Source organism: Microcoleus sp. CZ3-B2 (genome assembly GCF_036705055.1).
Taxonomy (GTDB): Bacteria; Cyanobacteriota; Cyanobacteriia; order Cyanobacteriales; family Microcoleaceae; genus Microcoleus.
The window spans coordinates 1-14,175 of record NZ_JAUBTN010000047.1 but is presented as its reverse complement, the minus strand read 5'-3'; the positions used below and the strand labels follow the sequence as shown (position 1 = coordinate 14,175).

The 14,175-nt window shown below is 44.6% G+C and carries 12 protein-coding genes; 6 read left to right on the top strand and 6 right to left on the bottom strand.

Annotated features, from left to right (window positions below):
* Window positions 1-3: 3 nt before the first annotated feature.
* From QUA97_RS19575 to QUA97_RS19565, 3 genes are all read right to left on the bottom strand, one after another.
* On the bottom strand, window positions 4-477 hold the full coding sequence (locus QUA97_RS19575; protein ID WP_194070276.1) for a TspO/MBR family protein: 474 nt from the start codon (window positions 475-477) through the stop codon (window positions 4-6).
* Window positions 478-711: 234 nt separating this feature from the next.
* Window positions 712-1,293 (bottom strand): hypothetical protein, encoded by a 582-nt coding sequence (locus tag QUA97_RS19570; RefSeq protein WP_194070274.1) that lies wholly within the window; start codon window positions 1,291-1,293, stop codon window positions 712-714.
* Window positions 1,294-1,332: 39 nt separating this feature from the next.
* Window positions 1,333-2,658: an RNA-guided endonuclease InsQ/TnpB family protein gene (locus QUA97_RS19565; protein WP_194070272.1), complete on the bottom strand. Its 1,326-nt coding sequence runs from the start codon at window positions 2,656-2,658 to the stop codon at window positions 1,333-1,335.
* Between the two features lie 493 nt (window positions 2,659-3,151).
* On the opposite strand from QUA97_RS19565, the gene QUA97_RS19560 reads away from it, so the two are divergent.
* Window positions 3,152-3,508, top strand: a complete 357-nt coding sequence (locus QUA97_RS19560) for a zinc ribbon domain-containing protein (protein ID WP_333088660.1) — start codon at window positions 3,152-3,154, stop codon at window positions 3,506-3,508.
* A gap of 117 nt (window positions 3,509-3,625) precedes the next feature.
* The gene (locus tag QUA97_RS19555) at window positions 3,626-4,450 is read left to right on the top strand and encodes an NAD-dependent epimerase/dehydratase family protein (RefSeq protein WP_194070270.1); all 825 of its coding nucleotides are present in this window, start codon (window positions 3,626-3,628) and stop codon (window positions 4,448-4,450) included.
* Window positions 4,451-4,556: 106 nt separating this feature from the next.
* On the opposite strand, the gene QUA97_RS19550 is transcribed toward QUA97_RS19555, so the two are convergent.
* From QUA97_RS19550 to QUA97_RS19540, 3 genes are read right to left on the bottom strand one after another with little or no spacing between them, the layout of a single operon-like run.
* On the bottom strand, window positions 4,557-4,982 hold the full coding sequence (locus tag QUA97_RS19550) for a hypothetical protein (RefSeq protein WP_194070268.1): 426 nt from the start codon (window positions 4,980-4,982) through the stop codon (window positions 4,557-4,559).
* Window positions 4,983-5,032: 50 nt separating this feature from the next.
* Window positions 5,033-5,683, bottom strand: coding sequence for a response regulator transcription factor (locus QUA97_RS19545; protein WP_194070267.1), 651 nt, complete (start codon window positions 5,681-5,683; stop codon window positions 5,033-5,035).
* A gap of 10 nt (window positions 5,684-5,693) precedes the next feature.
* Window positions 5,694-6,890 (bottom strand): sensor histidine kinase, encoded by a 1,197-nt coding sequence (locus tag QUA97_RS19540; RefSeq protein WP_333195609.1) that lies wholly within the window; start codon window positions 6,888-6,890, stop codon window positions 5,694-5,696.
* Window positions 6,891-7,339: 449 nt separating this feature from the next.
* Here QUA97_RS19540 and QUA97_RS19535 point away from each other — a divergent pair, with 449 nt between their 5' ends.
* From QUA97_RS19535 to QUA97_RS19525, 4 genes are all read left to right on the top strand, one after another.
* A complete protein-coding gene (locus tag QUA97_RS19535; protein WP_194063040.1) occupies window positions 7,340-7,720 on the top strand; it encodes a hypothetical protein in 381 nt (126 codons plus the stop codon).
* 360 nt (window positions 7,721-8,080) lie between these two features.
* Window positions 8,081-10,069: an efflux RND transporter periplasmic adaptor subunit gene (locus tag QUA97_RS19530; protein ID WP_333195608.1), complete on the top strand. Its 1,989-nt coding sequence runs from the start codon at window positions 8,081-8,083 to the stop codon at window positions 10,067-10,069.
* Window positions 10,070-10,277: 208 nt separating this feature from the next.
* On the top strand, window positions 10,278-10,406 hold the full coding sequence (locus QUA97_RS28345) for a D-galactonate transporter (protein WP_442922543.1): 129 nt from the start codon (window positions 10,278-10,280) through the stop codon (window positions 10,404-10,406).
* A 126-nt stretch (window positions 10,407-10,532) separates the two neighbouring features.
* Window positions 10,533-13,676, top strand: a complete 3,144-nt coding sequence (locus tag QUA97_RS19525) for an efflux RND transporter permease subunit (RefSeq protein WP_333195607.1) — start codon at window positions 10,533-10,535, stop codon at window positions 13,674-13,676.
* Window positions 13,677-14,175 lie beyond the last annotated feature (499 nt).

Genomic DNA, 14,175 nt, shown 5'->3' with positions numbered 1-14,175 from the left:
AGGCTAAACATCCGCCGGATTCAGGTGCATCATCGCCCAAGTCGTGTAAGTGCCGATCGGACTCCAGAGTATGTAAGGTAGCAATAACAGGGCCGCAGGCTGGGAAACTTGCAACACGCTTAAAGCTAGTATTACGCTTAAAATAGCGCCCGTTCCGCCGATGATTGTGCCGACTTTTAGGCTCTTAAGTTTGCACATCACAGATGTATAAGATATGGTTACTATTTCTAAAAGCAGGTACAAACCCATTCTCAGCCAAGTCTCCTGAGTTCCCGGTTCTTTTTCCCAAACAATCACTGCTGACCAAGCTGCACAAATAAAAATTACTGTCCAAATGATGGGAATTGCTTTTTCAAATACTAGCCATTTCGGACGCTGCAAGCGGTTGAACCACTTAATGTCGCTGGGCGAGAGCAAGTTAGCCAACAGTGCTACCGCAAAGGCGACACCTCCAATTACCATCCAAGATTTAATCATTTGTCTACCTTTGGTTAGATTGACGGTTGAGATTCAACTCTGATTTTATGTAGATGTGGCACAAAATACATCTCTCTCCAGTCTTAAATTTACAATAATTTAAAGGTGAATTAGAATTGTCAAAAACAGCAAATTTATTACTTTCCTGCTGCTGGCGCACAACTTAATTATGTAGGGCGAAGCACACCGCACCCTACCGCTATAAGTAGCGTTTCACCTGGCAACTTTTCCAGGCTAGCCTAGCCGGTGATGCTGTTCTAGTTCTAAACTAGAGTCATCATCTTTTCTGGGGACTAGAAGCGTATTTTCGCTGCTCGGTTGCAATACGGCTTTAATCACTTGCAGAAAACGGTTGGGTTTTTTAGCTTGACCGTTGAGAGCACGGCGGTCTTTAACTTTTTGAGAAAGGTGTCGCATCACTGATAAATCTAGTTCGTCGATGAAATGGTCTGCTATACGTTCTCCCATTAAATCAACTGCTTCAGAATACTGTTCTTTCAGCATTTCTATGGCATCGTATGCTTCGTCAGCAACTTGAGTTGCTACTGTTTTATTGCGATCGCCCGATGTGTCGGAATTGCTGCGACGGCGGTCTAAAAGACTTTGATATTCACCAATGCTCATTCCCAAATTATAAATGTGGTGGTGAGCGTGATCCATCAAATCTACTTCGCCGGGATAGAAGAAACCGCGAGTGCTGTTGATACCGTGCAGTTTTGCCCAACGCCGCAGAATTGTCTCGTCTTGCAGTTGGTATCTCTCCAACATTTGAGCTATGTTGAGCTCTACTTCTGGTGTAACTTTGAAATCGCTCATCGGTAAACCCTCGCTGGTGAGTAGATGAATAAACGTCAATTACCCGTCATCAATCGGGATACCGATATGATGAGGGCTTGTATCTACGCTCCACCGCAATTCTGAAAACCTTTGCAGGAGATCAGCTTTAGTTTCATCGCGCGACACATCGGGGGATACTGACAAGCTCCCCGTACTCGTCCAGTCTTGCCGAACGAGCAACGTTCTTAATGCAATATTTCTGCTTCCCACCAAATCAGCGTGTAATTCATGCCCACAACATTCACAACGAAACATTAGCCCCTTGTTCGATCGATTAGCCTTCGAGGTATGCCCACACTTAGGACAACTCTGAGAAGTATAATGTGCTGGAACTTTAGTTGCTAGGCTGCCAATCAAATTAGCTTTGTAGTCGATATAGCCATGCAATTCGGCAAATGACCATTTAGCTTTGTTTCGATTAGCCCTACGCTGTTTCTTGCTTGCCGAATTGCCAGACTTGGATTTTGTTCTATCACGGATTCCAGTCAAGTTTTCTAGTCCAATCAAGCTGTTAGGCTTGGCAACTTCTTTACTGATTTGGTGGTTCACATCAGCGATAAACCGTCTCTCCCGTCCTGACAAAGCGATTAGTCGTCGCTTCGCCGAACGGGTGTCTTTACGCTGTAGACTTCTTCGAGCCTTCTGATATTGATTGGCTTTGTGTCGAGATGAAGCGCCAGAGTAGAATGCAGACCTATTGTTTAAATCTGTTTCTACTGCCAAATATCTCATCCCAACATCAACACCAGAAATTCGGGTAATACTTGTTGGGTCGATGTCCGGTAGTTCTATTTCAAGACTTACCATTAAATAGTAAATCTTGGAAGAACGCTGGTAGACTATCTTTGCTGCACCAATATTGGGACAGACTTTGATCAAATCTAAATGCTTATTCCAACCCTCGTAAGGCACAACAATTCGACCGTTTAACGTTCCGATACTGACCTGTTGATCGGACTTAAACGTGTAATCTCGCTGATAATTCAAGGTCACAGTCCGAGATGCGTATTTAGGAGCTTTATCAAGCCCCTTGAAGCGCTTCTTGGTGTATCCCTTTTTAATAGCTTCGTTGTTCTGTTTAAGCTTGGTTGACAAGGATTTAAAGGTTGCCGCCACCTGTCTAGGTACGTTGCACGCCATCTGTGCACCTAGTTTGAACTCGGAGCGCAGGTGGGTATAGACGAGTTTTTGTAATTTAGTGCCATTATTAGACTTACTATTGCCGAAAGCAATCATGGCAGTATAGTTCAAAGCATCACGGTAAGCCAGCGCAGTATCACGCACCGCCAACTTCTGTTCGGCGGTAAGATTCAACCTTAGCTTTGCGGTGATAACTTGGCTCATGGGTTCACTAAACTCTAAGATAAATATAACTCGTGAAGTTTGAGAAAGCAACCACTTCGTAACAAATCTTGTTCGTTCACTCATGCACCGCATCGAGAGTCGAACGCTGCGCTGATCGATTCAATATGCGGTGCAATCACAAGCCTCACGCGCTTGTCCGACCCGCCACCAACCGAGGCGGTATGGTGGGAGAATCCTGCTGTTATAGTTGAAATCTAAAATGTGTTATTTGGGTGCAGTCTGAAATTGACGATCGCTCTTTTGACTGCATTTAGGGAAGTCTTGCAGGCATTTGCTAACCGTCGATCGAGCGATCGCGCGAGACGATTTCACGGTAGGGTACTTTTGGGCTCGGTCTCGATCGTATCCGGGAGCAACAGCACAGGGTTAATAATATAGCTGATTTCGTGTTTCAACAACCGTTAAAAATAGTAAATTTTATTTTTTGGGCTTGAACATTTAGTAATGTTGAGCTATAATACTCATTGTTACCGTGCAATTAATAATTTTAGTAGTAGCCAACGAGATTTTTAGTATGCCTGTCTACGATTATTTTTGTTCAAAAAACAACCAGCAGTTAGAAGTTTCGCACAGCATGAATCTGGAAGTTTCGACTTGGGGCCAACTGTGCGAGTTGGCTAAGTGCGAACCCGGAGATACTCCCGCAGATGCTCCGGTGCGCCGTTTGCTGAGCGCTCCAAGGTTGATGAAGCCGACATCCGACACCGATTATAAAAATTCTGGTTTCAGCAAGTACGTGAAGCGGGATGAAGGAGTTTATGAAAATGTCACGGCTAAGGATGGTGAAAGCCGTATTGTGAATCGAGAAGGTAAGCCGCTTAAAAACTGAAAAATCCCAACTAATCCAGTTTGTAATGATGGCTTCAGGTGCGATCGTTCTGACTGACTAATCGATCGCCAAAATCGGTAATAATTTGAGATGGGATGATAGAAGGGAGAATTTTTTATGAAAGTGGCGATCGTCGGCTGCGGCTATGTGGGTACTGCGACAGCCAAACATTTACGCGCTAAACCCGATTGTACCGTGACGGCGACAACTACGACGGCGAGCCGAGTCAGTGAATTGGAGGCTGTCGCCCAGCGGGTAGCTGTAGTTAAGGGAAATGATGCAAGTGCGATCGCCAGTTTACTGCAAGACCAAGATGCTGTTATGCTGTGCGTCGGCGCTCGAAATTCTAGTGCTTATCGAGAAAGTTACTTAGAGACGGCGACAACTTTGGTATCAGTTTTGCAGCAGATACCGACGGTTAAACAGGTGATTTATACGGGTACTTATTCTGTGTATGGCGATCGACAAGGTAAACTGGTAAACGAAGAATCGCCCGTGGAGCCAGCCAATCCCAACGGTGAAATTCTCGCCGAAACAGAACGAATTTTATTAGCAGCATCCAGTCCAAATCTTCACACCTGCATTTTTCGTTTGGGTGGCATTTACGGGCCTGGGCGAGAATTAGTTAAAATCTTTGGAGGCTGGGCTGGAACCACTCGTCCGGGTAGGGGGGAAGATGCTACAAATTGGGTGCATCGGGATGATATTGTTGGGGGATTAACCTTTGCTTTGGACAATCGATTGCAGGGAATTTACAATTTAGTTGGGGATGTGTCGCTGTCGAGTCGCGAATTGCTCGATCGCATTTTTGAACGTCACAATCTGCCAAAAGCTACTTGGGATGGAAGTCCTAGCGTGCGGCCTTATAATGCGAAGGTGTCGAATCAAAAGATTAAGGCTGCTGGTTATCAATTCATCCATCCTGAAATTAGAGAGTATTAAATGCAGTCCTTAAACACACATTAAACACAATTGCATTCAGGCGATCGCTCTTTTTTCAATTATCTGCGGTTAACTGGTCGATCGAATATTTGTGCAAAAAGCTAGCTTATTGCGTATGTTTGGCGATCGCTTTTGCTACAGATATAAGCTGATCCTGAGTTAAATCATCCCCAGGATTTGCCACGGGGCCCCAGTTTGTATAACGAGTCGATCGGCCTGCACCTACTTCCGCAAAGACTCGAATAGATTCTAAGTTGCCGCGAGTCATTTCAAAATAAGTATAGGTAGCTCCCCAACACAGATATTTGTTAGTAATTCCTCCGATTCTTCCACTACCTAAATCCAGAGTTTTTACCAGCGGCACAGAAACAGTAGTTTGACAACTTTTGTCATAATAAGAATAAGCTACCGGAGCATTTTCATTGTATTTATAGTTGGTTGCAAATGTTGCTAATTCTGAGGGAGTCATCGCCAAACAAGGGGTTCCGGCAGACAGAAAAACAATTGCAGTAGTTAATAGTTTTGAAAGCATCGCATTTCAATATTTTAATTATAGAAACCATCATACATTACTATCAGGTCTCATGAGATTTTGGGATTAAATAGTGAATGAGCTAATAGCGCCGCTTGAGTTCGATCGCGTAAATTCAATCTACTCAAAATATTTGTTACATAGTTTTTGACTGTATTTTCTGACAAAAATAAGGTTTGAGCAATTTCTCGGTTATTTGCACCTGAAGCTATTAAACGCAATACTTCTAATTCTCGGGGAGTGAGTTGCTCTAATTCTGGCGGCAAAACCGCCGGGGAATTAGTTACCGCAGGTGTCATCAGGGCTTTTTCAAACAATCCGGGGCCTAGTTGGGTGTGTCCTTTATAAACAGCGCGAATTGCTAGGGCTAATTCGTCGGGTTCGGTGTCTTTTAGCAGGTAGCCTTTGGCACCCATTCGCATTGCTTTGCTGACATATTCATCGTCGTCAAAGGTGGTTAACACCAGGACTTTTGTGTCGGGATAGGATTTGGCGATCGCCTCGGTTGCTGCTACGCCGTCCATCACGGGCATCCGAATGTCCATCAGTACGATGTCGGGCGCTAAAATTGGGATTTGGGCGATCGCCCGCTGTCCGTTTTCTGCTTCACCGATTACTTGCATATCTGAATTGGACTCTAACATACTTTTGAGTCCTTGACGAATAATATGCTGATCGTCTACTAGCAATATTCTAATCATATTATCAACCCTAAATATTTTGAGAAGGCAAAGAAACTGAAATTCGGCAACCGTTTTCTGACTCGCTGTAAATGGAAAATTGACCGCTCAGCGCCGCCACTCGTTCTCGCATTCCTTGCATTCCAAATCCTGTAGTATTCTGGGCCGGATCGAAGCCTTTGCCGTTGTCAGAAATCGACAAATGAATCAGTCCTGCCTGTTGCTGCAATTTAACTATGACGAGCGTTGCTTGGGCGTGTTTGTGAATATTGGTCAGCGATTCTTGCACAATACGGTAAAGCGTGATATTCATTTCTTGAGATAAACTAACAGGTAAGTTAATTGAGTCAGAAATTTCGCTACCCGTCATGCACTTAAAGTCTTGGAGCAGTTTGTTAATCGCACTTTCCAGCGATAATCCCTGCAAAGGATTCGATCGCAATACAGAAACAGATTTGCGAATTTCTAACAATGCTTCTGAACCGAGTTGTTTGGCTTGTTTCAGAAATCCCAGGGCTTTTTCATCCTCGGAATTCCAGAACAATAGGGCGTTATTGAGCTGAATTGTTTGAGCTGCAAGGGTGTGTCCCAATCCGTCGTGGATGTCGCGAGCAATGCGGTTGCGTTCCTGCAATGTTGCTTGATCTTCTATTCGCAGTGCGTAGTGGCGCAGTTGTTGGTGAGTCACCGCTAGTTTGTCGTGGGCAATTTCTAATTCCTCTCGGCTTTGACGTTCGGCAATTAAGGCATTGATTAATAGCAAGGCAAATACTAAGGTCAACCCAAATAATAACACGTTGCTCAACCGCCATTCCCAAACTGTGGAAATGACTTTTTCGGGTAAAATTGGTTTGAACAACAGCAGCGAAGTATAGGACACCATTGCTAAACTTAAGACTGCTATCTGTCCGGGCTGCCGGAAAATTAGGCAACTCCGCATCAGCAAAACGAGAAACAGCAAAAAGCTCGATCTGCTGGATAATCCTTGTTGGACTATTGGTAGGAAAATCAATCCAAATTCGAGGGCTGTGAATAAAACTTTTTTACGTAAGTTAACTGTTGGTAAACGCAGCCCGATGATGCCGAAAAGTGCGATCGCCCCCACGCGCCATATTAGAGACTGCAGCGACTGAAACTGATGCAGCATTTCTATCAATGCGGCCGTCGCTAGCAGCAGCCACTCCAAATAAAGCAACAAACGAAAGGACGGATAGTTTAGCCGAATCATAGAACTTTTTCCCATCAATATCTGAAGCGATTCAAGCAATCGCCATGATTTAATTATAGATGGTATTTTGGAGTCAAAAAACATATTATTTTCCCTAGGGTGAAGGAAGTTCGTCACCGGATGTTATGGATGGATGTTGAAGGAATTGGTAATTGGTAATTGGTAATTGGTAATTGGGCAATTCTCCCCCTCTCCCACTCTCCCCCTCTCCCACTCTCCCCCTCTCCCACTCTCCCACTCTCCCATTCCCCCTTTTGCCATAACAGCTTAGCGAAGGTGCGATCGATTGCGTTAGAGCCTTTGTGGCTGATTTTGGGGTTTGGGACTAGGAAAAAAGTCACAAGTGCTATGTGCTTTTTGACTGGTTAGATTAGGAGTATTGCGTGATGCGCTGGCTGGTTTAAGCTTCTAAGATTTGTGGGTGAAGATTAATTTACAGGCAGTGAATCATGAAAAGAAATACCATCGCAGCAGCATTTATCCTCGCCGGCACCATCTTGGTAGGTAGTTTGTCTGGTTGTATGCCATCCAACGCTTCTAATGTCACCAAATCTAACGCGGTGGCGGCAAATGCAGCAACTTCAGGACAACCGAAGCTTTCTCCTGCTCAACGCGCCCAGAAACGCGACGAACTTCGCAAACAAGTCGAAGCGGTGCTAACTCCCGAGCAGGTGAAACAGTTGGACTCCAAAATCAAGGGAGGCGAAAAAATGCGGAAAGCTCTTAACGAGCTAAACCTCAGTGCTGAGCAAAAAACCCAAGTTAAGGGGATTCTCAAGGCTGCTTATCCTCGCGCGCAAAATGGGCAGTCTGGAGCTAAAGCTAAGTAAACGATCTAAGAACAAGTTTTGTTTGTTTTCAGTCTTTGTATGGTGTGTCAGGGGTTTAATGTTTTCAGCAATTGCTAACTTTTGGGTCTGACGCACCCTATAATAAACTTGAATTTCATCAATGTTTGAGTAATAAGTTAACCGCCTATCGAGGCAGATTAACACCGATTTACGGAGATAAATTCAAGATAGCAAAGGGAATTCTACTGAAAATCTAATAATTGCTATGAAAAGTGATGTTATGTCCGGTGGATTGAGCGCACTACGAACTTCAAGAGTGTACTGAAGTCCGCACTACTAACCGTTTTTTTGCGCTCGTCTACGAGACATGAGATGAGGGCTATTGTTAAGAGGTTTGTGATGATAGAAGAAATTATTAGTGACAGTCGAAATGGCACTCGCCCTAAAGTTTCTGATGAACATTTGAAGCTGAACGAGCAACCGACGCAGAATTTTGAAATTGTTGATAAAATTCCGAATGACACTGTTCCTGAAGTGGCTCTGGAATCTCCGAGTTTGCCGGAAAGCGAGCCTACAAATAATATTTTAGCAAAAGAACCGAAGCCTCAAAAGGTGCTGGCAAAAGGGCGAATTGCGATGTTTTTGCTGGGGTTGTTGTTGCTTGGTGGTTTGGGATTTTTGGTTTGGCAACGGGCGATCGCCCCTAAACCGGAAAAAGCGAGCCGTCGCGGTGGTAAAATGCAAATAACTCCGGTTCTGGTGGCGACGGCGACTAAAAAAACTGTGCCGATTCAGTTACAGGCGATCGGTACTGTGCAATCTGGTGCTACTGTTTCGGTGACAGCACAGGCTAGCGGGCGGGTGACGGGAGTTTATTTTAAGAAAGGGCAAGAAGTTAAGAAAGGACAGTTGCTTTTCTCGATCGACGATCGCTCTCAAAATGCTTCGATCCAACAAGCTCAGGGTATCGTAGCAAAAGACCGGGCCCAGGTGCAACAAGCGACGGCTAATCTTGCTAAAGATCAAGGAATTGTCGAACAAGCTAGGGCGACTTTGGATAAAGATAGAGGAATTGTCGAACAAGCTAGGGCGACTCTGCAAAAAGATTTGGGTGTTGTCGAACAAGCGAAAATGACTCTGGCGAAAGATAAGGGAGTTGTTGAACAGGCGAAAATGACGTTGGAAAAAGACTTAGGTGCGGTTAAGCAGGCGATGGCAACTTTGAGCAAAGATCGAGCGCAAGCCGAGTATGCCGAAGCCCAAAGTCAACGTTACGCAGAACTCTACAAACAAGGAGTAATTAGTCAAGATCAGGCGCAACAATACGCTACTAGCAGTCGAGCTGCGGCGGCAACGGTGGAGCTTGACAAACAGGCGATCGCCAATGCAGAAACGGCGGTAAAGAGCGATCGCATTGGCATCACAAATGCGGAGTCTGTCGTCAAAGGTGACTCCGTGGCGATCGCAAATGCTGAAACTGCGGTGAAGAGCGATTTGGTGGGAATTGAGAACGCTCAGACGGCGGTGAAGAGCGATTTAGTGGGGATTGACAATGCTCGGGCTGTTGTTGATGGCGATCGATCGGCGATCGAGGGTGCTCAAGCTAGTGTCAGCGCCGACGGCGGTAGTTTGCAAAACGCTCAAGTGCAATCATCCTATACTAAAGTGTTTGCACCGATCGACGGACGCGCCGGCAATATCCTAGTCACAGAAGGCAATGTAGTGCAACCGAGCACAGACAAACCCTTAGTCACAATCTCGAAAATCAATCCTATTCAAGTTGCCTTTTCTGTTCCCGAATCCAACCTTTCAGACATCCAAAAATACGTAGACAACGGCAAGCTAAAAGTTGATGTCACCTTTGCCGGCAACAATCGCCCAATATCAGGAACCTTGTCATTTGTCAACAACACGGTTGATAATTCCACAGGCTCTATTCAACTGATTGGCGATTTCAATAACGCCGATGGGAAACTATTTCCCGGTCAATTTGTCAATACTACCTTAACATTATCTCAACAGCCAAATGCAATTGTAGTTCCCTCCCAAGCAGTACAAACCGGGCCGAACGGACAGTTTGTATTTGTCGCCCAAGACGACGATACAGTAGACAATGTGCCTGTAGTTGTCGGAAATACGATCGGCGGATTAAGTGTCATCAAAAAAGGTGTAGATGCTGGTGATGATGTTGTCACCGACGGACAAGCTAATCTGGTTGATGGTAGCAAGATTCGGATTAAAGATGCAGAGGATGCTAAAGATAATTCAGATAGCAGTAAAGGCAATAATAATTCAGACACATCTAAAGCCAAAGAAACTGGTGCAAAATCTGGCAGCGATTCCAATTCATCGGGAAATAAGTCATGGAAATCCCCCAAAAATCCCTAGGGCGATCGATTTTATATTTGGATTGTCGAAAGTTATTTGGCAGACAAAAGTAATCTCAAACTCCTGCAAGTGCTTCACTTCGTTTCGTTCGCAAAGTCAACAGTCATCAGTCATTAGTCATTAGTCATTAGTCATTAGTCATTAGTCATTAGTTGTTAGTCATTAGTCATTAGTTGTTAGTCATTAGTCATTAGTCATTAGTCATTAGTTGTTAGTTGTTGGAAATGGGTTATTAGTTATTAGTTATTGGTTATTGGTTATTGGTTATTGGTTATTGGTTATTGGTTATTGGTTACTGGCTACGAATTCCCGATTTCCAATTCTCAATTCCCAATAACAACTAACAAATAACAACTAACAACTAACAAATAACAACTAACAAATAACAAATAACAACTAACAGTCAACAGTCAACAGTCAACAGTCATCAGTCATTTCAGTAAAACCGAAATTGATATAACCAATGAATCTCTCAGAACCATTTATTCGCCGTCCAATTATGACCACATTGGTGATGGCGGCAATTATAATTTTTGGTTGGATGAGTTATCGCTTGCTACCGATTAGCGATTTGCCCAACGTCGATTATCCCACAATTCAAGTTAGCGCTTCCCGCCCCGGTGCTAGCCCGGAAACGATGGCCGCATCGGTAGCGCGCCCCCTAGAAAAGCAATTTTCGAGTATTGCTGGACTCGATACGCTGACTTCTACCAGTACCAGCGGCAAAACTCAAATTACCCTGCAATTCAATCTCAGTCATAATATTGATGATGCGGCGCAAGATGTCGAATCGGCAATTTCTTCAGCCTCGGGCCAAATGCCTAACGATTTGCCAAATCCGCCGACTTACAGCAAAGTCAATCCCGCCGACGGGCCAATTCTTTACCTTTATCTCACGTCCCCAACTTTACCGCTTTCTGAAGTTGATAGCTACGCGCAAAGTTATCTCGCGCAAAAGCTTTCGACAATCAACGGTGTGGCGCAAGTTCAGATTTACGGTTCCCAAAAATACGCCGCCCGAATTCAACTCGATCCGCAACAATTAGCAGCGCGGCAAATTGGCATCGACAAAGTGCAAACTGCTATCCAACAAGGCAATGTTAATTTACCTACAGGAAGCCTTTCGGGAAGTCATAAAAACTTTGCTGTGCAAACTAACGGACAACTGAAAGATGCTGCTGCATTCCGCCGTTTAATTGTGACATATAAAAACGGACAGCCTGTTTATCTCGAACAATTAGGGCGAGTGGTTGACAGTGTAGAAAATACTCAACTTGCTAGTTGGTACAATAACGATCGCGCAATTATCCTCACGATTCAGAGACAGCCGGGCACGAATACCGTAGAAGTAGTAGATACGATTCAAAAATTGCTACCCAATTTGAGAACTCAGATTCCAAGTTCGATCGCGGTTGGGGTGATGTACGATGCGTCTCAATCGATTCGCGAGTCGGTGGATGATGTGCGGTTTACCCTCGTTTTGACGATCGCCCTTGTCATCTTAGTAATTTTCGTATTTTTACGCAATCTTTCTGCCACAGTCATTCCCAGTTTAGCGCTACCGGTATCGCTGATCGGCACCTTCGGTATCATGCACTTGTTCGACTACTCCCTCGACAACTTGTCAATGATGGCCCTGACGCTATCTGTGGGCTTTGTAGTCGATGATGCGATCGTCATGCTCGAAAACATCGTCCGCCACATCGAAGCCGGAGAAAGCCCGCGAGAAGCCGCGCTAAACGGCTCTAGCGAAATCGGTTTTACGATTTTATCGATGACGCTTTCCTTGGTGGCGGTGTTTATTCCGATGTTATTTATGAGCGAGTTGTTGGGGCGCTTGTTTCATGAATTTGCCGTCACAATTGCGGTTTCTATTTTAGTCTCCGGCTTTGTTTCTTTGACTTTGACACCGATGTTGTGCAGCCGTTTTTTGCGCCCGGTAAATCACGAAAATCAAAGCCGGCTTTATCGAGCTTCTGAGTACGTATTCGATCGAATTTTAAGCCTGTACGATTGGAGTCTCAAAATAGCCTTAAAATATCACCGCACCACGATGATTTTATCATTAGCAATGGTGTTCGTTACAGTTGGATTATTTATTGTAGTTCCCAAAGGCTTTATTCCCAGCCAAGATACGGGACAAATTACCGGAATTACCCAAGCCGCCCAAGATGCCTCTTTTGATGAATTATCTCGCCACCAGCAAGCGGTTGTCAGTGCGATTCGCCAAGATCCAAACGTGGAAGCAGTCAACTCGAATATCGGGGCCGGTTCGAGCGCCAATGGCGGCGGGGCTGCGGTTGCGGGGAATTCCGGCAGCTTGTTTGTGCGCCTCAAACCGATCTCGCAGCGGCAGATGGGTGCCGACGAAATTGTGCAGAGTTTGCGATCGCAATTAGCCGAAATTCCAGGCATTCAAGTCTTCCTGCAAAATCCTCCAGCAATCCCGCTGGGCACTCAACAAAGCACGGGATTGTACCAACTGGCGCTGCAAAGTTCGGATGTTTTACCGCTGCGTAAATACGTACCGCAACTAATTGAAAAAATGAAAGCAATGCCGGAAATTCAGGATGTTAACAGCGATTTGCAGATGACTGCTCAAATCAAAATTGATATCGATCGCGACAAAGCCTCAGCATTAGGAATTACGGCTAGTCAAATCGAAAACACCCTGAGAAATGCCTACGGCGCTTACCAAGTTTCGACGATTTACGGTGCGAGTAACGAGTATCAAGTTATTTTGGAACTAGAACCAAAGTATCAAAAAGATCCGAATGCTTTGATGCAGCTTTACATCAGTACAGCGGGTAATTCTAGCGATGCTTCTGGGGGTGAAACCCAGGTGCCGCTAGCAACGGTTGCCAAAATTTCTCTAGGAGTTGCACCGTTAATTGTCAACCACGTCGGTAGGATGAATGCTGCGACAATTTCCTACAACCTCGCGCCTGGGGTGGCGCTGGGAAATGCAAATAGCGCGATCGACCAAATCATCAAATCGCTGATTCCTGAGAGCATTTCCACCAATTATAAGGGCGCGAGTCAAGTATTTCAGAGTTCGCTACCTAGTTTGGGGATGTTGTTGGCGATCGCAATTTTGGTCATCTATTTAATCCTCGGCATTTTGTACGAAGATTTCATCCATCCGATTACAATTTTGTCGGGATTACCTTCGGCGGGATTTGGAGCATTATTAACACTAATGTTGTTTGGAGTCGAACTCAACGTTTATTCGTTCATCGGCATCATCTTGCTGGTAGGAATTGTCAAGAAAAATGGGATTATGATGGTCGATTTTGCGATCGAAGCCCAGCGCATAGATGGCAAAAAACCGGCCGAAGCAATCTATCAAGCCTGCTTAGTGCGTTTCCGACCAATTATGATGACTACAATGGCGGCATTAATGGGCACATTACCAATTGCGTTGGGAGTTGGTGCAGGTTCAGAATCTCGCCGCCCGTTAGGTATTGCAGTTGTCGGCGGACTGTTATTTTCGCAAGTTTTGACGCTGTATCTAACGCCCGTATTTTACATCTACATGGAATCGTGGCGAAAGAAACTCAGAGAGGTTAAGTTTGGGCAAGTATTTTCATTTAAAGGAGGGCGGTGAAAATAACCTTTATAAAATATTCCTAGGGTGCGTCGCCTGCGATCGATCTCTAACTAAATAGAGAAGATTGGATAAGTCTTTGATTGATATAGCAATCCTAAATCATTTGTGAATTTCTTACTCCCTCCCCTTGCTAAGGGGAGGGTTGGGGTGGGGTAAAAAGTTTTGCTCGTTACCAGGCTCTACCTCCTTTGATATCGCAACTTAAACGAGAAAGGACTTTAGGAGGTGTTTAAGTTATTAAGTTTTCGATCCTTAGCGACACACCCTACAACTTATTCCCTCTTCCTGATGACGTTGTACGGAAAGCAGTTGCCAGTTGTCAGTTGTCAGTTGTCAGTTGTCAGTTGTTACCAATAACTAATAACTAATAACAAATAACAAATAACAAATAACCAATAACAAATAACCAATAACCAATAACTACTGACTACTGACTACTGACTACTGACTACTGACTACTGACTACTGACTACTGACTACTGACTACTGACTACTG